We start from the raw sequence: 23,186 nt of genomic DNA on the forward strand, positions 1-23,186 counted from the left end.
CTAGGGCGAGTCCGGATATGCCCGTTCGGAACATACCATAAGCGGCATTTGTCGTATTCACGAAGATGACCCCTTCTTTTTGCAGGCGCGACATTCGTCGTCATCTACCCGGCCAGAAATCGGTCGAGCGCTGCGGAAGGGCCGCTAACAGGGAAGCTGTTACCGGGTTGTTAAGCGCGTCGCACCCGAGTCCCCGGTAGGTCTGTATGGATGGCCACCAAAGCCATAGTCTGGCTGGGCCTCTTGCGCACGCCAGCTTCGGCGACCGGGCTGCTGGCGGTTGCCGCGGGACTGCTCTGGCTTGCGGGTTGTCGCGCGGGCTCCAGGGTGACGCAGGTAACGGCTATGCTGCTGATCGAACTGCGCGCAGGCCTGCCCGGGGTGCTGTCAAAACAACTGCACATGGCCAATTGAAGGCGAGCTTCTTGCCCGTCTGCCTGCTGTTTGGCAGGCAAACGCGGGCCGACCTCGGGAAATACCAAGCAAGCTCGCAGCACTGACAGCGGAGCCAGCGTAGCTCAGGCGAGCGAAAACACCAACCCTGCGCGGCTCTCGAGCGAGCCGGTACGTTGGCTCGACAGTACCTGGCACGCCATCAGCAGGTGCATAACGTGCGTCCAGCAATCTCCACCAACGATCATTAGCCGCATAGCTTGGCGATCTGCGATGGTCAGAAGCGCTGCCGCTCCTGATGAGGCGGGCAACGTGACCATCGTACCATCCTGACGAGGGCCGATTGCCCTCCTACGCCGTCCATTGCAAGTCGCGGTGACAGGTCGTTCGAGCGCTGTTCCCAGCGCAGTTCGCGGCCGAAGAGCAGCCGGCAGCGGCCGTCTACGGCATCTTCAGCAACGAGTTCGCGCTATCGTTGCTCATTTCCCCAACGCCATCGAGGAGAGCATTTTTTCCAACCTACGGCCGCGGTGTGACTTGTCCGACACGGTCATGAATTATCTTTAGGAGGTCAGCCTTTGTGAGTTTCACCCCCGCGAAGTCGTGACTAATGTCGGACTAATAAGCGGAAATTCCCGCGTGGAGAGGTTCATGCTGTACCAGCGGTTTGTGCGCTCAGGCGCTTCTATGTCAATCCTAGCAGTCCTGTTGCTGGCGCAGCCCTCCACGGCGCAGAACGCAAGCGGCACGCCGGCTTCGCGCAGCGGAGCAGTGCAAGCCATCACCCCCGCGAAGCAGGACGCCAACACTGGCGCCGACGCCACGACCACAGTGGAGGCGACACCGCCTGAGAGCGGAACGGCCGCTGACGACATCGTCGTGACCGGCGTTCGCGCCAGTCTAGCGTCCGCACAGGCGCTGAAGCGTAACGCGACGCAGATCGTAGACTCGATTGTCGCCGAAGATATTGGAAAATTGCCCGACAACACAGTTGCCGACGCACTCCAGCGTGTGACCGGCGTACAAGTGACGCGCGGCGCCGGCGAAGCAACCGGCGTGCTGATCCGCGGCCTGCCGAACGTCGCCACGGTGCTGAACGGGCGCGAGGCGTTCACCGGCGTCGGGCGCGGCTTCTCCTTGCAAGATATCCCGGCCGAGCTGATCGCGGGCGTCGACGTCTATAAGACCAGCACACCCGACCTGGTCGAGGGCGGAGTGGCCGGGTTGATCGACGTGCGGCTGCGCCGGCCGTTCGACTTCGCCGGACGCCAGATCGCCGCCAGCGGGCGCGCGGTGTACAGCGACCAGTCCGACAAATGGGGCTATATTGGATCGGCGCTGGTCAGCGATCGCTGGGAAACTGGCATGGGTGAGATGGGCCTGCTGCTCGCCGGGTCCTATAACAAGCGCCTCTATCAGGATCAGACCGCGTTCGACTTCGTGTCGTCGGGCACGCCGGTGGCGACCCCCGACACCGTCGGTGGGCTCTATACCGCGGGCGACCGGCGCCGAACCGCGCTGAACGCCTCGTTCCAGTGGCGGCCGTCGGCGGAAGTCGAATTCTACGCCGACGGCGTGTTCACCCGCTACGAGAACCAGATCGCGGTCGATTTCTTCATCGGCCTGCCCAAGGCGGGCACGCTGACTCAGGTGACGCCGAACGCCACCTATCCGATTCTTGCCGACAGCAGCAGCACGACCAACGCCTACACGCTGACCAGCAAGCAGGCGTTCCGCAACCGTACGGACAATTACCAGGCGGTCGTCGGCGGCAAGTGGACACTGGGCCAAGCGGTGCTGAACACCGAAATAACTTATAACTACAGCAAGGTGCCCAACCGCAACGCGATCCTTGACACGTCCTTCAACGTGCCGCGGCTCGACATCGACTATGACGTCGGCGGCACGCCCCGCGTCGGGCTGACTGGCGTCGACCTGACCGATCCCAGCATCTACACGATTCGGACGCTGTTCGATAACAACGGGCTGGACACCAGCGAGCAGGTGGCGTGGCGCAACGACCTGACGATCAAGCCCGACAGCGGCGTGATTCAGATGCTGAAAATCGGCACGCGCTATACGCACCGTACGGTCGAGTCGCAGGCGACGGCATCGATCCCGCTGGCGTTCCCGACCGCGGCCGGTGCGCCGCTGACGTCGATTCCGAACTTCGCGAGCCTGTCGCCGAGCGGGCTCGTGAAGGGGCGCCTAGGCGTCGACCGATTCATCACCGCCGACACCGACTTCCTACTTAACAACACCGACCAGATCCGCGCCCTGTTCGGTCAGCCAGCGGGGCCGCGACCCTATGAGCCGAACCTGGCCTTCTTCAACACCGAAGACACCTATGCCTTCTATAGCCAGGCGGGGTATCGCTTCGACATCGGGGGAATGCCGCTCGACGGCGTGATCGGCGCCCGCGTGGTCAACACGGTTGAGCAACTCAACGGAAACAACGTGTCGAGCCGGCAAAACTATCTTAACGTCCTGCCCAGTATCAACGCGCGGCTCGGGCTCACCGACAAATTGTTCGCGCGCGCCGCGGCGGGGCGGACGATCACCCGGCCCGAATTCGCGCAGCTGAACCCGCTGGTTACGCTGGTGCCCAGCGGCAGCACGGGGACGCAGCAATATATCGGCACCGGCAGCGGCGGGAACCCGGGGCTCCAGCCGATCAAGTCATCGGCGTATGATGCGTCGCTGGAATGGTACATCGCGCCGAGCACGTCGCTGACCGCGGCCGGTTTCTACCGCGACCTGTCTGGGTACATCCAGACCTACTCGCAGCCGGAGAACTTCGGCGGATCATATCTCGTCAGCCGGCCGCGCAACGCGGGCGACGGCTTCCTGGCAGGCGCCGAAGTCGCCTATCAGCAGTTCTTCGACTTCCTGCCAGGCGCGTTCAGTGGGCTGGGCGTGCAACTCAACGGCACCTTCACTGAGGGCAAGACCGACGATCCGATCAACGGCGGGCGGCAGCGGATCGTCAACGTCTCGAAATGGTCGTACAATGCGGTCGCGATCTACGAGAAGGGCGGCGTGTCCGCGCGCTTGGCGTACAACTGGCGGTCGAGCTACGTCGACAGCTACAATTCGGGCGGGGTGCAGGCGAGCACGATCCTGGCCGAGCCGGTCGCGCGGCTCGACTTTTCGGGGAGCTTTTCGCCGACGGACTGGCTAACGCTGACGTTCGATGCGACGAACATCCTCGACGACGTCTATCAGGATCGCTTCCGCGGGCTGAACTCGCTTAACGGCGTCTATTACGATTCGCCGCGCGACACCCGCACCTACGACCGCACGGTGCAGATCGGCGCGCGCGTCAAGTTCTGAGACACGGCGCCGGTGCCCGGAATCTGACGAGAGGGACGACCATGCCTCTGCTCCTCACTGCGCTGGCCATCGCGGCGGCATCGGCGCCGCTCGCGGAGGCGGCGCCGCAGGACACGCCCGCCGCGGCACCGGCGGGCGGCTTCAACGCGCGACTTGTGGGCGACATCGCGCCGGTCCACGATCCGGTCGTCATCCGAGAGGGCGACGTCTATTACGTCTTCTCGACCGGGATCGGCGAGGGCGGGCAGCGCATCCTGTCGTCGCGCACCTCGCGCGACCTCGTGACCTGGACCCGCGGGCGCGCACCGTTCGAGCGGCTGCCCGAGTGGGCGACAAAGGCGATCCCTGGCGCCAAGAACATGTGGGCGCCCGACATCAGCTACGTCAACGGCCGCTACCGGCTGTATTATGCGGTGTCGACGTTCGGCTCGAACCGCTCGGCGATCGGGCTGGCGACCAGCGCCACGCTCGACCCCTCCAAGCCCGGCTACGGCTGGCGCGACGAGGGGCTGGTCGTGATGTCGGACGTGAAGGACGATTTCAACGCGATCGACGCCGCGTTCGTCGCCGATGCGCAGGGGCGCCACTGGCTGTCGCTCGGCAGCTTCTGGAGCGGGCTCAAGCTGTTCCGGCTCGATCCCACGACCGGCAAGCTGCTACACCCCGCCGAACGGCCGCGCGCCATCGCGTCGCGCAAGGTGCCGGCCGGCGCGCCCTCGATCATCGAGGCGCCCTATATCTTCGCGCACGGCGGCTATTACTGGCTGCTCGCCTCCTATGATTACTGCTGCAAGGGCGTGAACAGCACCTATTACACGGTGGTCGGCCGTTCCAAGGCGATCGAAGGCCCGTATGTTGGCAAAGATGGCAGCGCGATGCTGCAAGGGGGCGGCACTATGCTGCTACGCGCCGACTTGCGGGAAGAGCAGCGTTTCCGTGGTCCGGGCCACGCAGGTCATTTGCGTGACCGTGATGGAACCGACTTCCTCGTTTATCACGCGTACGATCGCGAAAAGAGCGGGGTGCCGACACTGCGCATAGTTGCGTTGGAATGGGGCGCCGACGGATGGCCGATCGCGAAAGGCCAGTGACATTAACGACTCCGCCGATCCTCTAGGGTCAGGACTGTTGATCATAGCCAGAAAATGACAGTGGCCGCGAGTGCGACGGCGGAGAAGAAGGCAGTCGGGCAGCGGTCGTAGCGGGTGGCGATCCGGCGCCAATCATTGAGACGGCCGAACATGATCTCGATGCGGCTGCGGCGCTGATATCGGCGCTTGTCGTACCGGACCGGCTCGTGCGCGACCTGCGGCCGCCCGGGATGCAGGGCTGAATGCCTTTGGCCTGGAGGGCGTCCCTGAACCAGTCGGCGTCGTAGCCGCAGTCGCCGAGCAGCCACTGCGTCTTGAGCATGTCATCGAGCAGTGCTGCCGCGCTGGTGTAATCGCTGACTTGGCCGACCGTCATGAAGAAGCTCAAGGGGCGGCCGTTCGCATTGGCGACGGCATGGAGCCCTTCGACAAGCTCAGGAGAGCCTTGGTGTTCATGCGGCCTTTGATTCGCCCGATCAGGCGACCGACATCCCCTTTTTAACCCGCAGGCTCGATGCCGTGCGGTGCGCCTTGAGGTAAGTCGCGTCGATCATGACGGTCTTGGGTCGGCATCGTCTGCAGCCGGCCCCTCCATCATGCGCGTGAACACACCACGCTCGCCCCAGCGCTTCCACCGGTTGTACAGCGTCTTGTGGGCGCCATAGGCGCTCGGAGCTTCGCGCCAACGCTTTCCGTTGCGGTTGACGAAGACGATGCCGCTCAGCACCCGCCGGTCACCGGCGAGTTCAACCAGTACGACACGCCGTTCGACCGTGGCATTCCGGTGATCGACGGCGATGCCAACGCGTTGCCGCTTTCGAGCTATTACGGTGAACCATCGAACGGCATCACCAAATCACGACAGGACCAGCATCAGGTGACCGGTCTGGCGGAGCTCGGCGGAAGCTGGACGCTAAACGGCGGTTTGGTCTGGCGGACGGGAACGCTGAAGGGCCTATCCGCCGACCAGTCGCGCATCGTCGGGAACGCCTTATGGCGACAGCGCCGATCACGTGACTTCAGCGTCGATGATCTGTCAGCCCGCTTTGAGCTCGCCGGACAGATCGGCCGGCACCGGGTCAGCGCAGGCGTGAAAGGCTATCGCTTTTTCTACGGCGAGCGTTGGTTGCGCATCAACCCTTCGGCCGCCGTCGCCTATATCGGTGATCGGGCGGGATCGCTCACTGCCAATCCGGTGCTGCTGCCCGAATATGTGAAGGTAAAGGCGGCGATCGAAGCGCCGCTTGTCGAGGGGGTTCGCTTTCGCCTCGAAGCCGACAACCTGCTCGATCAGCGCTATGCTGCCAGCTCGTACAGCGCCCTGTGGATCTATCCCGGTGCACCGCGGACAGTGCGGGCTTCGCTTCGTCTTGAAATCTGACTCGGATACGTTGTCGGGGGTCGCAAAAAGGAGTTAGCCGAGACGGTCACGGGAATTGGTGCCAGCGCCGCGCCAATCAGCCTAGACCTGCCGCGAATGGCCGAAGAAGGATTGTTGAACAAGGAAACTGTCCACCACCGAAACCTTTCTCCAAGGCATCATCAGAAACTACCTATCAGATACAGCGTCCAAGCTGGGTGCCACTAACCCCATCGAAGCAGAGCAAACGGCACACACGAACGGGTGACTCAGGCTTAAGTGACCCACAATCGGTCATTCGCGGCCAGTTTCCGCACCCCCGACTTCTGCCGTTCGTTCATGCTGGCAGCAGAGCAGCCCGAGAGACGGCCCAAACCGCCGTTCCTCAGGTTGATGTCCGCGTCTACTCGCCGCAGTTTGCCGCTTGTAAGCACCATTGTGCGTAGATGAACCTACACGGGCATCGTGCTCAGATCGTCTTTGTCGATCCACAAGCGGCCATTCGGAGCCACTTCCCAAAACTCGAAGCCAGCCGCTTGCTCGGCTTGCGATGGAATTCGGCAAGAGCGAGCAAGGCGTACTATGGCGGGTCGAATGCGCTCCATCACTCAGAGCGGTTGTCGTATAGTTAACGGCTTGTCTCGTGCAAGAGACACTATCAACTCTCCTAGAAGTCCGTTAGCCCAAGCAAACCATGGGCGGGTGAAGCGTGTTGGATCATCCTTATGGAATGTCTCGTGGATGAAGCCGGTATCCGCGTCAGTGTCGCGGATAGACTTGAGGCAGGCGCGGATCAGCGCATCGTCGCCGCTGGAGGCGGCGCGAACCAGCGTCGCCATCGGCCAGATCAGGTCGAAGCCTGCATGCGGTCCGCCCAACCCCTCGCCGGCGCGGCCGCGGACGAACCATGGGTTACGCTCGCTCCACGCCGCCGCTTCGGTATGGCGCCACAGCGGATCGTCAGGCGCGGCGCAGCCGAGGAAAGCGAGACCCGAGAGCGACAGCTCGCAGCAATCGTCCATGAAGAGCGCATTGCCGAAGCCGTCGACCTCGAATGCCCAGACCTCGCTCCCGTCCGCCAGCCGCATGCGGCCGTGCGCAGCGAGTGCAGCCTCGATCTCCGCCGCCAGCGCGGCGGCGTCAGTAGCGAGCGCGGTGTCGCCGCGCGCCTCAGTCGCGACCACGGCTAGTTCACGTAGCGTGCGCGCGGCGAAGATGTTGGCTGGGATCAGGAACGGCAGGATCGTCGCATCGTCGGATGGGCGAAAGCTCGAGTGGATCAGGCCTACCTTCCGCGTGGGATTGCCGATGCTCCAAAGCTGCGTTTCGGTAGGCTGCACACTGCTGCGCTGGAAGCGGTATGAGCCAGAGTCGTCTCGGCGCTGCTGCTCACGGAAGGTGCGGACAATGGCGCGCGCCGACTGTGCCCACTCCGCGGTGAAGGGGGCTCGGTCCTTGGTCGCCCGCCAATAACTCGACGCGAGCCGGAGGACGTAGCAAAGCGAGTCCACCTCCCACTTCCGCTCCGCTACTCCGGGCTTCATTTCCGTCTGGTCGTGCTGTGACGAGTCCAAGTCGGTGCGCGCGGTCGGATCCTGCAGGAAGGCGTTGGCATATGGATCGATCAGGACGCAGCGCGCCTGCCGCGCGATCAGCCCGCGAAATAGCTTGGTCAGCGCCGGGTCGCTGGCTGCGAGATGGAGGTAAGGCCGCAATTGCGCCGAAGAATCGCGCAGCCATAGGCACGGAATATCGCCGGTGATGACGAAGGCATCGTCGTCGGTAACCGTTAGCACTGTCGTGTCGAGCGTGTTCGGATAGCAATTCTCGAACATCCACGCGAGCTTGGGGTCTGCGATCAGCCGCTTTACGCGCACGATTTCGCGCTCGACCGCGGCGCTGTGGAAGCGCCGCTCTGATGGCGGCGGCCGCTTGGATGGCCGCACCGGTGTCGCCGCCCAGGCGGGGAGAGTGGCGAGAGTGGCGAGTGTGGCAGGGGCGGCCAAGAGGGTACGCCGGCCGATGCTCGTCATTCCACTTGGCCCGGTGCCGTGTCGATCGTCCATGCTTCACCCTCTCGTCTGCCGACGCCCGCTACATCGGCGCGCGCCGTCCTCGAAAGCACTAGCGTAGTTCCTTCGCAATATTCCACCTACTTTCTTTTTTATTGTTGCGTTTCTGGCCTCGTGCCATATCGCACCCCCACAGGCCGATCGTTGCATCATAAGGCGGCATAGGAGAGAGACATGCATCCGACGCGACGCGCCGTAGTGAAAGGCGCTGCCGCGCTGACGGTGAGCACACCCCTTCCCGCCGCCGTTCCGGTCAACTTTAGCAGCCAGCGTCCGCCGTTGGCGAAGCGCCGGTTTGTCAGCGCCGCGGTGGAGCGCGAGCTCAGTCGTATCAAGGCGCGGATCGCCGACCCGGAACTCGCGTGGATGTTCGAGAACTGCTACCCCAACACGCTTGATACCACCGTTTTCACCGGCACGATCGACGACAAGCCCGATACGTTTGTGATTACCGGTGATATCGACGCGATGTGGTTGCGTGACAGCGCGGTGCAGGTTGAGCCCTATCTCCATCTGGCCCGAAGTGACCGGCGACTGCGTGAGATGCTACACGGGCTGATCCAGCGGCAGGCGCGCTGCATCCTGATCGATCCTTATGCTAATGCTTTCGTGCGCGATCCCGGCGCGCGATCCAACCTTGATTCTGCCACCCTAGATGACACCGAGATGCGGCCCGGCGTGGCGCAGCGCAAATGGGAGATCGACTCGCTCTGCTACCCGATGCGGCTTGCGCACGATTATTGGGCGACTACCCGCGACCGCGCGCCGTTCGACGAGCTGTGGCGCCGCTCCGCCGCGCTGATCGTCGACACGTTACGCGTTCAGCAGCGCAAGGATTCGCCTGGCCCGTACCGATATCAGCGGCTCACCAAGATCCCGACCGACAGCCTGATGCTCGACGGCTATGGCCCACCCTCGAACAAGGTTGGGCTGATCCACTCAGCCTTCCGCCCCTCCGATGACGCCTGCGTTTACCCCTTTCTCGTACCCGCCAATTTGTTCGCGGTGTCGAGCCTGCGCCAAATCGCGCGCGTTCACCGCGAGGCGCGCGGCGACGTCGCCGCCGCGCGGGACGCGGAGGCGTTGGCGAACGAGGTTGAGGCGGCGCTCCGCAAACACGCGATCGTGCCCGACGGACGAGGCGGGCAGGTCTGGGCCTATGAAGTGGACGGATACGGCAACTGGCTGTTCGCCGACGACGCGGGCATCCCCAGCCTGTACGGTCTCCCGCTGATTGAGGCGGCGTCGGTCGACGACCCTCTCTACCAACGCACCGCCGCGCTGGCGTGGAGCCCGCGTAATCCCTTCTTCGTGCAGGGCAGCGCTGCAAGCGGCATCGGCAGCCCGCACATGGGGCTCGACAAGGTGTGGCCGATGGCGATCATCGCTCGCGCGATGGTGACGCGCGATGAGGGCGTGGTGCGCGGATGCCTGCGCACGCTCAAGGCTACCCACGCCGGCACCGGCTTTATGCATGAATCCTTCCACAAGGATGATCCGGCGCGCTTTACGCGTGCCTGGTTCGCCTGGGTGAACGGCATGTTCGGGCAGATGATCGGCGCGGTTGCCGCGCGCTACCCGCAGCTGCTCGCCGAGCGCTTCTGAGGCGCGCGACTCAGTCGTTAGCGGAGAGGAAGACGAGATCGTTGAAGGGCAGGATCGCTGCGCCGACCGCGGGTGCATCGGCGGCGAGCTGCGCGGTCAGCACGGGCGCGGCGGGCACTACCGGATCGTCCACCGCGTCGCGGTGGCGCTCGATCGCTTCGGCGAGTTCGTCGATCAGCGGCACCGGCAGCCGTCCGCCGATTACGATCGCCCCGGGATCGATCAGACAGCTGATGGTGGCGATTGGCCCTGCCAGCGCCGCCGCGGCGCGCTCGATCCAGTTCCGGATCACCGCTCCCGCCGCGGCATCGGCGCTCGCCAATTTAGCAGGCGCGATCGGCGCGATACCGTGCGCGGCGAGATCGGCCTTGAGCGCCAAAAGCGAAACGACAGACTGGAGGGGCGCGCCGCAGCGGTCGTTCAGGAAGCCGATCCGCCCGGCGCGGCCGGTCGAACCGGGGTGGTAGTTGCCGGCCACGACCATGCCGCCACCCAGCCCTGCGGAGAGCAGAACGTAGAAGAAGCTTCGGTGCGTCAGCCCGCTGCCGAAGCGTGCCTCGCCGATCGCCGCCGCGGCCGCGTCGTTCTCGGGGATGATCGGCCATGTGCCGAGCGGCGCGAGAAGCGTGGGCAGGTCGACGCTGTCCCACTCGGCGTAGGCGCTCGGCAGGCCGGGCAAGTCGACGTGCCCCAGCCCGCCCGGCAGCGCAACGCCCATGCCGAGCACACGGTCGCGCTCGATGAGTCCTTCAGTCGATAACGTGGCGATGGCGTCGCCGATGAAGGCGGTGACGGTCCGGGGCGCAGCGAAGTCGATCTCCTGCGTGTAGCGCGCACGCACCGCGCCGGTGAGATCGAGCGCGACGAACGTGACATGGTCTCGGTCGATGTTGACGCCGTAGCTGAAACAGCCATCGGGGTTCACCGCGAACCGGATCGCGGGCATGCCGCGCACGCCGGTGCGCCTCCCCTTCTCGAACACGAAACCTCGATCCGAGAGCCGCTGGGTTATGTTCGCGATCGCCGCAGGTGACAGGCCGGTCTGCTCCGCCAGCTGGAGCCGCGTCGACTCGCCCGCACGAAGGATCGCCTCGAGAACGAGGCGCTCGTTGCGCTCTCCCGCGCGCGCCGGGTTGGTGCCGTGCAGCGCGCGCTGGTCCGCCCCGTTCGCTCCCGTCGCATGAGATGGCAGGGGCAAGCAGTGTCTCCAAAAATCGGTTCCGGGGCTCGGGGAGCTTTCATTGGTAAACAGCGCGAGCGTCACGCACAATCACCCGCCTAATTTAAACTTCCACCTACTTTCTTTTTTTATTTGACGCCTACGCTGCTTCGGAGGAAAGGTCCGTCACTGCCCCGATCGCGGCGCGCCCCTAAAAGGGGTGACACAAAGCGCGACACGGCGAGGCAGGAGGGAGAGGGCGTCGCGATCGCACCGCGTCGCTCCTGGTTGGGGAGGAGCGTGCCATGAGCAGAGTAGCGCTGCGACCGCGCCTATTGTTCTCCGCTTTCGTGATCTCGCTCTCCGGGCTGCTCTTCGGCTTTGACACTGCGGTGATCGCCGGCGTTACTACCGCGTTGCGCGCGCAGTTCGGCCTTTCGCCCGCTGCGCTCGGCGCGACGGTATCGTCCGCGCTGCTCGGCACGATGGTCGGCGCCGCGGTGGCAGGCGTATACGGCGACCGTCGCGGCGCGCGCGCCGGGCTGCGGCTCGCCGCCGCGCTCTACCTCGTCTCGGGCCTTGGTTGTGCATTGGCGTGGGACTGGGGTGCGCTGATCCTGTTCCGCGTCATGGCCGGCGTCGCGATCGGCGCCTCGTCGGTGCTCGCGCCGGTCTATCTCGCGGAGGTGGCTCCTCCCGCGCACCGCGGCGCCATCGTCGGCACCTTCCAAGTCAGTATCGTCACTGGCATCCTGCTTGCCTACGCCAGCAACGCCGCAGTAGGCGCGTTGCTGGCGGACGCGGCGACGGCGTGGCGGTGGAAGCTTGGCCTTACCGCTATTCCTGCCGCACTGTTCCAGTTGTTGCTCGTCGCGGTGCCCGACAGCCCGCGCTGGTTGATGCTGCGCGGTCGCCGCGATGAGGCTGCGATCGCAGCGCTGCTGCTCCACGGCGACACTGCGGTGGATGTCCCCCCTGTCCCAACGGTCCGGGCAGTGTCGCTGGCGTCGCTATGGCGCGAGGCGCCGCGGCCATTGATCCTCGCGATCGTTCTGGGTGCGCTCAATCAGCTCACCGGCATCAACGCCATACTCTATTATCTGAACGACATCTTCGCGGCGGCCGGGTTCCGCCAGGTCTCTGCTGACCTACAGGCAATCGCGGTCGGTGCGTCCAACCTTGTTTTCACGCTAATTGGCATGGCGCTGATCGACCGGCTGGGCCGCCGCCCCCTTCTCCTTGTCGGCAGCGCCGCAATGGCGATGTTGCTGCTCGCGGCGACCGCGATCATGCTCGGCCTCCTGCCGCGCGCGCTGATGCTGGCGGTGCTGGTCGGCTTCATCGCCGCCTTCGCTACCTCGCAAGGCGCGGTGATCTGGGTGTACCTAAGCGAGATCTTTCCGGCCCACGCGCGCGCCGCAGGCCAGGCCCTAGGCGCAGGCACGATATGGTTGTTCGACGCCCTGGTCGCCGCGATCTTTCCTGTCGCTGCCTCTTCGTCGCCGGCTGCACCCTTCATGTTTTTTGCGGCATGCATGGCAGCGCAGTGCTTGCTGGTGTTCCGCTGGTTCCCTGAAACACGGGGCGCATCACTAGAGCAAATCGAGCGACAGATGCGCGGCCACGCGGAGCCGGTGCGATGACCGCTTATCTCGCGGTCGACGTCGGCGGCTCTCATATCGCTTGCGCGCGCGTGCGCAGCGGCACGATCGAGGGCCGACGCGAGATCCGGCTCGCTGCGCCGACCACGTTGGCAGCCGTGCTGCCAGTGCTGGAGGCACATCTGACGGCGCTGCACGGGAGCGAACTCGCCGCGGGCGTTTCGATCGCTTTCCCCGGCCTGGTCGACCCGCGCTCCGGGCGCGTGGTCTCAACCCCGGCGGGCAAGTTCGAAGACGCGGTCGGCTTCGATTTCTCCGGTTGGGCGAGCGAGCGGCTGAGCCTCCCAGTGCGACTTGAGGTCGACGGCCGCATGGCGCTGCTTGGTGAGCATCATTACGGCGCGCTCCGTGATGCCGACGACGCGGTGCTTCTCAGCCTTGGCACCGGGATCGGGTCGGCCGCGCTGATGCAAGGCGCGGTGGTGCGCGGGCGCAGCGGGCATGCCTCGGTGCTCGGCGGCCATCTTACCGTTGCGATCGACGGCCCGACTTGCCTCTGCGGCAATGTCGGCTGCGCCGAGGCGCTGGCGTCGAGCTGGGCGCTGCCGCGACTGATTGCGGCCCTGCCGCGGCGCGGCGCGCTCCACGACCTCGCCGCGACCAACCTTAAGGCGGTGTTCGACCTTGCACGCGGCGGGGACGAGGGTGCAGTCGCGGTGCGCGGCGGCTGCCTGGCCGCCTGGGCGGCGGCCGCGCTCAACCTGGTCCACGCTTATGACGCAACACGCGTGCTGGTCACAGGAGGGGCCGCCGCGGCACCGGAGGTGGTGCCATTTATTCAGGCGCATCTGCGGCACCACGCCTGGTGCCTAGGCGAACCGCCGCTGGTGCTTCGCGGCGCGCTCGGCGCTGAAGCCGCGCTGCTCGCCGCCACACCGCTGTGGGAGACCCATCGTGACCAACTATGACAAGTGGCCGGTCGTTCGCGTCGATGACGCGGCGGATGCCTGCATGCTCGGGTGGGACGTCATCCTGCCGCACCTCGCCGCTGCGGGCGATCTCTGCGTAGAATGCTATCCCGGCGCGCCCGTCGGGGCGATCGTCGCGGTGCTGCGCGGGGCCTGGCCCGAGGCGGACGTGGTCGACACCGCCGTGCTGTTCCGCGATCCCAAGGTGATCGACGCGGAGATCGACGCGTTGCTCGGCGACGATCCGGTTTTCGCTCGCTTCCCGTCCGTCGGCATTGCCGACTTCCTTGACGGGGCGAAGGTCGCGGCGTGGCGCGCGGGGCGCGTGCCGGGGCGTCGCACGGTCCTCGTCGGCCCGGGCGCCGCGACCGTCCTGCCCGCGCGCGACCTGCTGGTCTATGTCGCCATGGCGCGCTGGGAGCTCCAGCAGCGCCAACGCCGCGGCGAGATCGCCAATCTGGGCGGGAGCGACCGCGGAGCGCGCGCGGCAGAGCTCTACCGCCGCGCCTTCTTCGTCGATTGGCGGGTCGGTGACACGGTCAAATATACGCTGCTTTCCGAAGCCGACTTTGTCATGGAGGCGAATGGGTCGGTGCCGCGGATGATCGCGGGTTCGACCTACCATTGCGCGCTCGACGAGGTTGCCGCGCGCCCGTTCCGCGTTGTGCCCTTCTTCGACGCCGGACCGTGGGGCGGGCAGTGGATGCGGCGTACCTTCGACCTGCCCGAGGGCCCACCCAATTATGCCTGGTGCTTCGACTGCGTCCCCGAGGAGAACAGCCTGCTGCTCGGCTTCGGCGAGGAGGCTTTCGAGCTCCCTGCGCTCGACCTCGTGCGCCTCCGCCCTGACGCACTGCTCGGCGCCGACATAGTCGCGCGCTTCGGTGCCGAATTCCCGATCCGCTTCGATCTGCTTGACACGATGGAAGGGGGCAACCTCTCGCTCCAGGTCCACCCGCGCGCCGACTATGCGCGAGCTGCCTTCGGCCTGGCCTACACCCAGGACGAGAGCTATTACCTGCTCGACGCGGGCGCCGACGCCTGCGTCTATCTCGGGCTTACCGACGCGGCCGAGCCCGACGCCGTCGCCGCCGCGCTCACCGCGGCACAAGCGGGTGGGCTCGCGCCGGACGTCGACGCTGTGGTCAACCGCGTGCCCGCGCGGGCGCACGACCATTTTCTCATCCCTGCCGGCACCGTCCACTGCTCCGGGCGCGACGCGATGGTGCTCGAGATCAGCGCCACGCCATACATCTTCACCTTTAAGCTGTGGGACTGGGGCCGCCTCGGGCTCGACGGTCGCCCGCGCCCGATCCACCTCGAGCACGGCCTCGCCAACATCGACTGGACGCGGCGCGAAGCGGTGACGCGCACCGAGCTGGTGAACCAGCTTACCCCGGTCACGCACGGGAGCGACTGGCGCCGCGAGCGCACCGGGCTCCACCCGCTCGAGTTCATCGAGACAGAGCGCGCCTGGTTCGAGACGAGCGTCGAGCTGGACACAGCAGGCACGCTCAACGTCCTCAATCTCGTCGCCGGTGCCGCGGCGGTAGTGGAGAGCCCGAGCGAAGCGTTCGCGCCATTCGAGGTACATTATGCCGAGACCTTCGTCATTCCGGCGGCGCTCGGCCGCTACCGGCTGCGCTCGCTTGGACCGCCGGGCGCTGCCTGCGCGGTGATGCGCGCCTGGGTGCGCCCGACTGATCAATAAGACGATAGCAACGACAAGAAAGCAGGGGAGGATAATGATGATTCAGTTGAACCAGCTCGCGCGGACCTCCGCACTCGCGCTCGCTGCAACCTCGCTATGGCCGGCCGCGGCCGTGGCGCAGGAGGCGCCGCCCGCGGTGCCGCAGGGCCAGGCGCCGGTTGAGGCCGGGCCGCCGGCCGCGGCGGACGGCGCGGTCGCCGCGGCGCCGAGCTCGGACGACATCGTCGTCACCGGGCTACGCCGCAGCCTCCAAACCGCACAGGCGCTCAAGCGTGACTCCGACCAGATCGTCGACGCGGTGGTCGCCGAGGACATCGGCAAGCTGCCCGACAACAACGCCTCAGAGGCTTTGGCGCGGATCACCGGCGTGCAGGTCAACCGCAGCAGCGACGAGGCCGGCGGCGTGCAGGTGCGCGGCCTGCCCAATCTCACCACGACCTACAACGGCCGCGAGATGTTCACCGCCGAGCTGCGCAACGTCGCGCTGCAGGATTTCCCCGCTGGCGCGCTTGCCGGACTGGAGGTGTACAAGACCACGAGCGCCGATCTGATCGAGGGCGGCATTGCCGGCCTGATCAACGTGCGCTCGCGCCGCCCGTTTGACTTTGACGGCTTCCAGATCGCAGGCGCGGTGCGCGGTACCTACGGCGACCAGGCGCGCAAGTACGACCCTAACTTCAACGTGCTGGTGACCGACCGCTGGGACACCGCAATCGGAGAGCTGGGCGCGCTGGTCAACGTGTCCTACACCCAGCTCCACTATTTGACCTCGTCGCGCTACATCAACGGCAACATCGTCAGCCCGGGCGCGAACCAGCTGGTGGACGGCGCGCGCGACTTCGTGCTGCCCGAGAGCGCCGGCGTCTATTACGATCGCGGCAAGCGCTGGCGGCCGTCGGTCAACGGCACGCTTCAGTGGCGGCCCGCCCCCAACCTCGAATTCTACGTCGATGGCCTCTTCCAAGGCGCACGGACGGACGTGGCCAACGACTTTGCGGGCTTCAACCTGGTCGCCGACAATCCGGCGCTGAGCAACATCCTACGGAATGTCGCTGAGCCGGGGACACTCGAGAGCGTCACCGTCACCCCGGATTTCGCCAACGGCCGGGGCATCGACTTCTCGCGCAGCACGCGCGCGGGGCGCACCAACGCCTATCAGGGCGCGATCGGCGGATCGTGGAAGACAGGCCGCGCAACGCTGACGACGGATTTCGCCTACACCGACTCCAAGGCCGAATATACCGACTATAACATCGACTTCGCACCGGCGACCGCACAGTCCGCCAACCTCGTCTTTGACATCGGCGGTCAGGACGGTGGCGCCCAGTTCGGTCTGCCCGGCTTCGCCGCCAACGATCCCAACAGCTATATCCTGCGCGGCATCTACGACCGCCGCTCGCTGGCGACGGGCAAGGGCATCCAGTGGCGCGTCGACCTCAAGCTCGACACCGAACTACCCGTGATCACCCAGCTCGATTTCGGATTCCGCCTGACCGATCGCGACGCGCGCCTGCAGAGCGGCGGCCGCTACGCCACGCTGCGCCCGCTCCGCCTGCGCCTTTCCGACATTCCCGGCGGTGACACCGGCACGCCGATCGACCGCGGCTTTCGCGGCGGTCAGGCTCCTGGGCTAAGCCAATGGTACGCGCCGACCCGTTCAGGAATCGTCGACAATATCGAGGCGTTGCGCGATCTCGCCCGCAGCGGGCTGGAGCAGATCGGCACCCCCGCCGCGCTGACTGAGCGAGCGCTGTGGAACTCCGACATCCCCGCCTACGTCCAGAACGAGCGGCTTGACGCGTTGGAGAAGTCCTACGCCGTTTACGGCCAGTTCCACTACGGCTTCGACTTGGGCGGCGTGCCGATCGACGGCGTGGTCGGCGCAAGGATCGTCAACACCAAGGCGCAGCTGACCGGCAATGCGCTGGTCGGCGGCTTGCTTGAGACAACCACGTCGCGGCAGAACTATGTCGACGTACTTCCCAGCGCCTCATTCCGCGCCAAGTTCACCGATCAGCTCCAGCTGCGCCTCTCGGCGACCGAGACGCGTACCCGGCCCGAGTACAACCAGCTTAACCCAGCGACAACGATCGCGAACCCCGGCGCTTCGCTGATCACCGGGAGCAGCGGCAACATCAACCTCCAGCCGATCCTGTCGACCAACTATGACGCGTCGTTGGAATGGTATTTTTCCAAGACCGGGTCGCTAACCGGGGCGATCTTCCGCCGCGACGTGCAGGGCTTCATCACCAATCTTAACAGCCAGGTCGACCTTGGCTATCCCACGCTCGTGACGGTCAACCGGCCCGAGAACGGCGGCAAGGGCCGCTTGCAGGGGGCGGAAGTGGCGTTCCAGACCTTCTTCGACTTCCTGCCCGGCGTGCTGAGCGGCTTCGGCACCCAACTCAACGCCACCTACATCGACGCGTCGCAGGCACTGCCGCTGGTGCTCGGCGACACCGGGCAGGACAGCGACATTCCAGGCGTGTCGAAGTGGAGCTACAACGCGGTCGGGATCTACGAGAAGGGTCCGGTGTCAGCGCGATTGGCTTACAATTGGCGCTCTCGCGTGACCAACTTCTTCGCCACCGACAACGCCGGCCAGCTGATCGGCGCCGAGTTCAACCGCCCGATCGAGCGGCTGGACTTCTCGCTGTCAGTCGCCGCGATCGAGGCGGTGACGCTGACCTTCGACGTCAGCAACATCACCGGCTCGCCCTATCGTGCGCTGCGCGCGGTACCGGGGCTGGCCAACGCGAGCTACCCGCGCGACGTCCGCTATGAGAGCCGTGTCTTCGCGCTCGGCGCGCGGTTCCGCTTCTGATGGCGGCGCGACCCACGCGCCGAGCGTTCGTCGGCGGCGCGCTGGCGCTCGCCGGCGCGCGCGGGACGGCGGCGCCCGTATCTGCCCCCGCCCCCAGCGCGCGCGCGCTCGCCTGGCACGCGGCGCTGGAGAAGGCCTTCGCGGTCGGCGACGGCACCGGGCTCTACCGCGAGTACCACCCGCCCCGACCCGGCGACGAACGTTACTCGACCGAGTGGCCCTTCTCGCAGGCGCATGTCGCGCTCCTCGACCTCGCGATGATGCCGGGAGCCGCGGGGCGACGCTTCGTACCCGCGCTCGCCAAGGTGCGCGCGGCGCAACAGCGTTACTGGTCGACGACCTCGACCACCGGGGTCGCCGGTCACCTCGCCAAGGTGGTGGCGCCGCTCGGCCACGGCGACGACCTCTATTACGACGACAACATGTGGGTGGGGCTCGCCGAGGTGCAGCACCATCTCTTCCGCCGCGACGCCGAGTCGCTGCGCCGCGCGCGCGCGATCTTCGCGCTGATCCGCTCGGGCTGGTCCGAGGAGAAGGGACTGCCCGCGCCCGGCGGGGTGGTGTGGACGCAGAAAAGCGACAACGGCGACCGCAACACCGTGTCGAACATGCCCGCGGCCGAGCTCGGCGTGCGGCTGTACCTGATCACGCGCGAGCGCGCCTATCTCGACGACGCGTTGCGCTACTATCGCTGGACTAACGCGACGCTGCAGCGCCGCGACGGCCTCTACGCCGATCATATCAAGCGTGACGGCACGATCGAGCCGCGCGTGTGGAGCTACAACCAGGGCGTACCGGTAGGCGTCAACGTGCTGCTGTGGCGCGCCACCGGTGAGGCGCTCTACCTCGTCGAGGCGCGTCGCATCGCCGAGGCGAGCCGTGAGCAGCTCGTCAAGAGCGAACAGGTCGACGATCAGCCGCCGCCCTTCAATGCAATCTATTTCAAGAACCTGCTGCTGCTCGCCGACGCGACGCGCGACCGCCGCGACCTCGACGCGATGCGCGGCTACGCGGACCGCATGTGGCGCCGCCGACGCAACGCCGCCGGGCTCGTCCAGTTCGCGGGCCGCCGCGCCGAGTTGATCGACACTGCCGCGCTCGTACAGGTGGAATCTGTGTCGGCGTGGCGGCCGGCTGATTGGGCATCGCTGTACTGATGCGCGGCGCCGTTGCGCTGCTCGCGCTCGCCGCCGCCCCCGGCGCGCTGCCCGAGGGCTCGACCTATGTGGCACTCGGCAGTTCCTATGCGGCTGGCGCGGGCATCGGGCCGCTCGCCCCGTCGGCGCCGGTACGCTGTGGCCAGACGGTCAACAACTACCCCCGACTGGTTGCTGCGCGGCTCCACCTCGACCTCGTCGACGCGAGCTGCGGCGGCGCCACCACCGAGCATCTGCTTCACGCCTGGGACGAGTTACCCGCGCAACTCGACCGCCTCACCCCGACGACCAAGTTGGTGACGGTAACAATCGGGGGCAACGACGTGCATCTCGTCGGCGATCTCGCCCGCGCCGAGTGTGCAGTCAGGCGCAATGGGGCAGCCGTGCGTTGCGGTCGCCCCCCTGCTCCGACCGCGACGGAATGGACCCGCCTTGAACGCAATTTCGCCGAGGTGGCATGGGAAGTGCGGCGCCGGGCGCCGAGCGCCAGGCTCATCGTAGTCGATTATCTCGACATGCTTCCAACGCGACCCTGCGCCTCCATCCCCTATGACGCGACAGCGCTCGCGAGCGCGCGCGCGACCTTCCGCCGCCTCGCACGAGTGACCGCCGAAATTACACGACGCGAGCACGCGACGCTGCTGCGCGCCGGAGCGCTGTCGCGCGGGCACGATTCCTGTGCGGCCCAGCCCTATGCAGTCGGGCGCCCGGCAGTTGGAACGTCGTGGCACCCGACGGCTGCGGGACATGCCGCAGTAGCCGCAGCAATCGTACGCCTTCTTGTTGAAACGACCTGACTTCAACGCGTGATTCAAACACGCACATTCCCGAAGCGGAATTCACAGGTCTACTTGAGTCCAACCAGAGGGAACAGCAAAACGACAGCCATCCGTGAAGGTGCCAGAACTTGGATCCGCAAAAATTTGCACTAAGCCGCTGCACGGCAGTGGTGCTCGCAATGAGGTGGCGCTTCGGCACTGAGGTTTGGTCCTGTGACAATGAAGGCAGACGTCTGGGTTCCTTCAGCGTGAGGAAAAACAGCTACCATCCTTCTCGTCATCGCCAATTGAGGCAGCTCACTCTCGCAATGGTCCCATGTTCGTTCAATCTGATCTAAGGTTATTTCAATCGGACGCGAAACTTCGAAAAGCGTAAAAAGAGAGGAATGATATGAGGAAGCTCGCGATCGTAACTGCAGCGTTGGCTGGAACATCGGTAGGACCGTTGACTGCTGCGCAGACGATGCCCTCAACTCCGACAGCCAGGATCTACACCAGCGATCTTACCACCCGCTGGGGGCGGGCCGTCACGCCGGACAACGCATGGCGGAGCTATCCTAGACCGCAAATGAAGCGCGCTAAGTGGCAAAATCTTAATGGCATGTGGGAGTACGCCGTCAGGCCCAAGGCCGCCGCTCAGCCAACTCAGATGGACGGTCGCATTCTGGTACCCTTCGCCGTTGAATCGCGACTGTCGGGGGTTGCACGGCCGGTCACCCCTGACGACCGACTTTGGTATCGTCGCAGCTTCGAGGTCCCTGCCGACTGGGGCGGTCAGCGCGTGCTCCTACACTTTGGCGCGGTCGACTACGAGGCCACGATCTCAGTGAACGGTGGTGTCGTCGGATCGCATCGCGGCGGGTCTGATGCATTTAGCCTTGATGTGACCGACTACCTCAAGGCCGGTTCAAACGAGCTGGTCGTGCAGGTCACCGATCCCACCTCCACGGGCGCGCAGCCGCGCGGCAAGCAAGTACTGAAGCCGAACAGCATCTGGTACACGCCGGTCACCGGCATCTGGCAGACGGCATGGCTGGAACCGGTGCCCGCGCTGCATGTCGAAGACATGAAGATCACGCCCGATATCGACCGCGGCACACTGTCCGTCGATGTCGCATTGAACCGCAGCGCGGCGGACGACGACGCGGTCCGGATCACCGCATTGCAAAAGGGACGAGCGATCGCGACGACGTTGGTGCGTGGCAATCGAGCGGCGACGCTGCCGATCCCGAACGCGCAGCTATGGTCCCCGGAGAACCCCTTCCTCTACGATCTGAAAGTCGAATTGGTGAAGGTGAAGAGCCCCTATGTCGGCCCGGACAACAGCCCGCATCGTGAACGGGGCGACAAGATCCTGACCGCGCAGGAGGCGGCGGCATATCGCGACGCCGTGGTACAGGGCGCTCCGCGCGACACCGTCGATGCTTATTTCGCGATGCGCAAGAGCTCGATCGGGATCGGCACGATCCCTGGTCAGCCTGTCATGATGCTCAACAACAGGCCGCTCTTCCAGAACGGTACGCTTGATCAGGGTTGGTGGCCTGACGGGCTGCTCACCCCTCCCTCCGAGGAGGCGATCCGCTTCGAGATCGACTATCTCAAAAAGTCGGGCTTCAACATGCTTCGCAAGCACATCAAGGTCGAACCGGCACAATACTATTATGAGGCCGACCGGATGGGCATCCTGATATGGCAGGATATGCCGTCGGGCGCGGAGGACGAAAGCCTCGACCAATTCGTGCGCCCCTCGTCACAGGCAGAGGCGGTGATGCCGCAGGAGACCATCAATGAGTTCGAATACGAGTTGACGCGAATGGTTGCGGACCTGCGCAATCACCCGTCGATCGTCACATGGGTCGTCAACAACGAGGGCTGGGGTCAGTATGCGTCAACGCGCCTCGCCAAGATGGTCCATGATCTGGATCCCTCTCGTCTGGTCAACAAGGTGTCGGGCTGGCTGGACACGGGCGATGCCGGGTCAGACATTTACGACATCCACACCTACGAAGACGTGCCCAGAGCCCCGACCTACCAGGCGCATCGGGCGATCGTGATCGGCGAGTTCGGTGGTATCGGCTTGCCCGTACCCGGACACCTCTGGTTCCCGGCGAAGAACTGGGGGTATCAGACCGCCAAGGACAAGGCGGACTACGAGGCGCGCTATCAGCGGAAGTACGCAGAGGTGATCCGTCAAGCGCGCGAGATCGGCCTGAGTGCGGCGGTCTACACCCAGACCACCGATGTCGAAGGCGAGATCAATGGCCTCCTCACCTACGATCGTGCGGAGAGCAAGCTCCCGCCGGCCACATTTGCGCGCATCCATGCTCCACTGAGAGATGCTCAGCCTGGCTCGGGGCACTAGCCGGCACGAGTGAACGCCGTCCAGCTTTTCGGCAGAGCTGGTGTTCTGTCGGAACCGGGCGGCGTTTACCTGCATACCTTGTAGATTGGTCGCATAAACGGCGCTCATGCCCGAAGACCCACAAGCGGTCATTCGTGGCTCCATTGGAGCTTCCCGGAAGCGGTCGTCCATTCATGTTGCTGCAATGCCACGAGACACCGAATGGCTTTCACATCGATCGGGGCGGGTTGATGTCGTCAACAAATGTGTCCACCCAGCAATCTTGGATCGGGAGATCGACGATGTCGGTGAAGATAGTTGCTTTTGTATCGGTGAAGCCCGGACAGGAACACGCCTTCGTCGAAGCGGCCAGGGTCTGCGTCGCCGCTTCACGCGCTGAGGCTGGCGTGCTGCACTATGACCTGTGGCGCGAAACCGAGGGCGAACAACGTTACTTTTTCAATGAGCTCTATGTCGATGATGCCGCCGTTGCGGCGCACATGGCTTCGGATCACTTCAAGGCTTTTGGCGTGGCCGCGCGCGACCTCGCCGCAGCGCGACCGCTCATCATCAAGACGCTCGCCATCGACGTCGCAGATTGATTTGGCCCTTTCGTCACACTCCCTGGAAAAGACGTAAAGGCGCTCACCGCACCGGCCTGCCCTCCTGCCAAATCGGGCCGCTTGTTCCATGCTTGAGATCGCTTGGCGGCATGGCGCACTGTCATCGTTTCATGATGCTGTGGCTACGGACTCACCGTCAGGCGTGCACATTAAGAACCTGTCGAACCAG

At 65.3% G+C, this 23,186-nt stretch carries 15 protein-coding genes and 1 pseudogene; 13 read left to right on the plus strand and 3 right to left on the minus strand.

Going from position 1 to position 23,186, the window contains the following annotated elements; all coding sequences use genetic code 11:
- The first annotated feature begins 210 nt into the window (after positions 1-210).
- The 3 genes from SPHPH_RS21100 (at position 211) to SPHPH_RS0108420 (ending at position 4,817) form a co-directional block, all read left to right on the plus strand.
- On the plus strand, positions 211-414 hold the full coding sequence (locus SPHPH_RS21100; RefSeq protein ID WP_028966310.1) for a hypothetical protein: 204 nt from the start codon (positions 211-213) through the stop codon (positions 412-414).
- A 666-nt stretch (positions 415-1,080) separates the two neighbouring features.
- A complete protein-coding gene (locus tag SPHPH_RS19220) occupies positions 1,081-3,726 on the plus strand; it encodes a TonB-dependent receptor (RefSeq protein ID WP_162143922.1) in 2,646 nt (881 codons plus the stop codon).
- Positions 3,727-3,767: 41 nt separating this feature from the next.
- Complete coding sequence (locus SPHPH_RS0108420; protein WP_028966311.1) at positions 3,768-4,817, plus strand: arabinan endo-1,5-alpha-L-arabinosidase; 1,050 nt, start codon at positions 3,768-3,770, stop codon at positions 4,815-4,817.
- A 41-nt stretch (positions 4,818-4,858) separates the two neighbouring features.
- On the opposite strand, the pseudogene SPHPH_RS20745 reads toward SPHPH_RS0108420, so the two are convergent.
- Positions 4,859-5,553 (minus strand): annotated as a pseudogene (locus tag SPHPH_RS20745) (IS5 family transposase); the annotation flags it as partial.
- Between SPHPH_RS20745 and SPHPH_RS0108425 the strand changes: the two are divergent.
- Entirely contained in the window at positions 5,470-6,198 is a 729-nt protein-coding gene (locus SPHPH_RS0108425; RefSeq protein WP_028966312.1) for a porin family protein, read from the plus strand. The pseudogene SPHPH_RS20745 and the gene SPHPH_RS0108425 sit on opposite strands and share 84 nt — an antisense overlap.
- 587 nt (positions 6,199-6,785) lie before the next feature.
- Here the strand turns inward: SPHPH_RS0108425 and SPHPH_RS0108430 are convergent.
- A complete protein-coding gene (locus SPHPH_RS0108430) occupies positions 6,786-8,243 on the minus strand; it encodes a glycoside hydrolase family 125 protein (protein ID WP_238302976.1) in 1,458 nt (485 codons plus the stop codon).
- Positions 8,244-8,423: 180 nt separating this feature from the next.
- Between SPHPH_RS0108430 and SPHPH_RS0108435 the strand changes: the two genes are divergently transcribed.
- Entirely contained in the window at positions 8,424-9,854 is a 1,431-nt protein-coding gene (locus SPHPH_RS0108435; protein ID WP_028966314.1) for a glycoside hydrolase family 125 protein, read from the plus strand.
- A 10-nt stretch (positions 9,855-9,864) separates the two neighbouring features.
- On the opposite strand, the gene SPHPH_RS19225 is transcribed toward SPHPH_RS0108435, so the two are convergent.
- Positions 9,865-11,052 (minus strand): ROK family transcriptional regulator, encoded by a 1,188-nt coding sequence (locus SPHPH_RS19225; RefSeq protein ID WP_037488308.1) that lies wholly within the window; start codon positions 11,050-11,052, stop codon positions 9,865-9,867.
- A gap of 266 nt (positions 11,053-11,318) precedes the next feature.
- Between SPHPH_RS19225 and SPHPH_RS0108445 the strand changes: the two genes are divergently transcribed.
- From SPHPH_RS0108445 to SPHPH_RS20750, 8 genes are all read left to right on the plus strand, one after another.
- Positions 11,319-12,656 carry a sugar porter family MFS transporter gene (locus tag SPHPH_RS0108445; RefSeq protein ID WP_051272914.1) on the plus strand — a complete coding sequence of 446 codons (1,338 nt, stop codon included), beginning with the start codon at positions 11,319-11,321 and terminating at the stop codon, positions 12,654-12,656.
- Positions 12,653-13,582, plus strand: a complete 930-nt coding sequence (locus SPHPH_RS0108450) for an ROK family protein (RefSeq protein ID WP_028966316.1) — start codon at positions 12,653-12,655, stop codon at positions 13,580-13,582. The genes SPHPH_RS0108445 and SPHPH_RS0108450 overlap by 4 nt, the downstream gene beginning before the upstream one ends.
- A complete protein-coding gene (locus SPHPH_RS0108455) occupies positions 13,569-15,293 on the plus strand; it encodes a class I mannose-6-phosphate isomerase (RefSeq protein ID WP_028966317.1) in 1,725 nt (574 codons plus the stop codon). Before SPHPH_RS0108450 ends, SPHPH_RS0108455 begins: the two co-directional genes overlap by 14 nt.
- A 34-nt stretch (positions 15,294-15,327) precedes the next feature.
- The gene (locus SPHPH_RS0108460; protein WP_051272915.1) at positions 15,328-18,117 is read left to right on the plus strand and encodes a TonB-dependent receptor; all 2,790 of its coding nucleotides are present in this window, start codon (positions 15,328-15,330) and stop codon (positions 18,115-18,117) included.
- Entirely contained in the window at positions 18,117-19,274 is a 1,158-nt protein-coding gene (locus tag SPHPH_RS0108465) for a glycoside hydrolase family 76 protein (RefSeq protein ID WP_028966319.1), read from the plus strand. Before SPHPH_RS0108460 ends, SPHPH_RS0108465 begins: the two co-directional genes overlap by 1 nt.
- Complete coding sequence (locus SPHPH_RS19230) at positions 19,274-20,071, plus strand: SGNH/GDSL hydrolase family protein (RefSeq protein WP_051272916.1); 798 nt, start codon at positions 19,274-19,276, stop codon at positions 20,069-20,071. The genes SPHPH_RS0108465 and SPHPH_RS19230 overlap by 1 nt, the downstream gene beginning before the upstream one ends.
- A gap of 373 nt (positions 20,072-20,444) precedes the next feature.
- Positions 20,445-22,415, plus strand: coding sequence for a glycoside hydrolase family 2 protein (locus tag SPHPH_RS0108475; RefSeq protein WP_028966320.1), 1,971 nt, complete (start codon positions 20,445-20,447; stop codon positions 22,413-22,415).
- Between the two features lie 281 nt (positions 22,416-22,696).
- Positions 22,697-22,996: a putative quinol monooxygenase gene (locus tag SPHPH_RS20750; RefSeq protein WP_028966321.1), complete on the plus strand. Its 300-nt coding sequence runs from the start codon at positions 22,697-22,699 to the stop codon at positions 22,994-22,996.
- The last annotated feature ends 190 nt before the right edge of the window (positions 22,997-23,186 follow it).

Origin of the sequence: Sphingomonas phyllosphaerae FA2 (genome assembly GCF_000427645.1) — a bacterium.
Lineage (GTDB): Bacteria > Pseudomonadota > Alphaproteobacteria > Sphingomonadales > Sphingomonadaceae > Sphingomonas > Sphingomonas phyllosphaerae.

Coding starts and splice junctions, on each gene's coding strand:
- SPHPH_RS21100 (WP_028966310.1), top strand. CDS start 211: ATGGCCACCAAAGCCATAGTCTGGCTGGGCCTCTTGCGCACGCCAGCT.
- SPHPH_RS19220 (WP_162143922.1), top strand. CDS start 1,081: ATGTCAATCCTAGCAGTCCTGTTGCTGGCGCAGCCCTCCACGGCGCAG.
- SPHPH_RS0108420 (WP_028966311.1), top strand. CDS start 3,768: ATGCCTCTGCTCCTCACTGCGCTGGCCATCGCGGCGGCATCGGCGCCG.
- SPHPH_RS0108430 (WP_238302976.1), bottom strand. CDS start 8,243: ATGGACGATCGACACGGCACCGGGCCAAGTGGAATGACGAGCATCGGC.
- SPHPH_RS0108435 (WP_028966314.1), top strand. CDS start 8,424: ATGCATCCGACGCGACGCGCCGTAGTGAAAGGCGCTGCCGCGCTGACG.
- SPHPH_RS0108445 (WP_051272914.1), top strand. CDS start 11,319: ATGAGCAGAGTAGCGCTGCGACCGCGCCTATTGTTCTCCGCTTTCGTG.
- SPHPH_RS0108450 (WP_028966316.1), top strand. CDS start 12,653: ATGACCGCTTATCTCGCGGTCGACGTCGGCGGCTCTCATATCGCTTGC.
- SPHPH_RS0108460 (WP_051272915.1), top strand. CDS start 15,328: ATGATGATTCAGTTGAACCAGCTCGCGCGGACCTCCGCACTCGCGCTC.
- SPHPH_RS0108465 (WP_028966319.1), top strand. CDS start 18,117: ATGGCGGCGCGACCCACGCGCCGAGCGTTCGTCGGCGGCGCGCTGGCG.
- SPHPH_RS19230 (WP_051272916.1), top strand. CDS start 19,274: ATGCGCGGCGCCGTTGCGCTGCTCGCGCTCGCCGCCGCCCCCGGCGCG.
- SPHPH_RS0108475 (WP_028966320.1), top strand. CDS start 20,445: ATGAGGAAGCTCGCGATCGTAACTGCAGCGTTGGCTGGAACATCGGTA.
- SPHPH_RS20750 (WP_028966321.1), top strand. CDS start 22,697: ATGTCGGTGAAGATAGTTGCTTTTGTATCGGTGAAGCCCGGACAGGAA.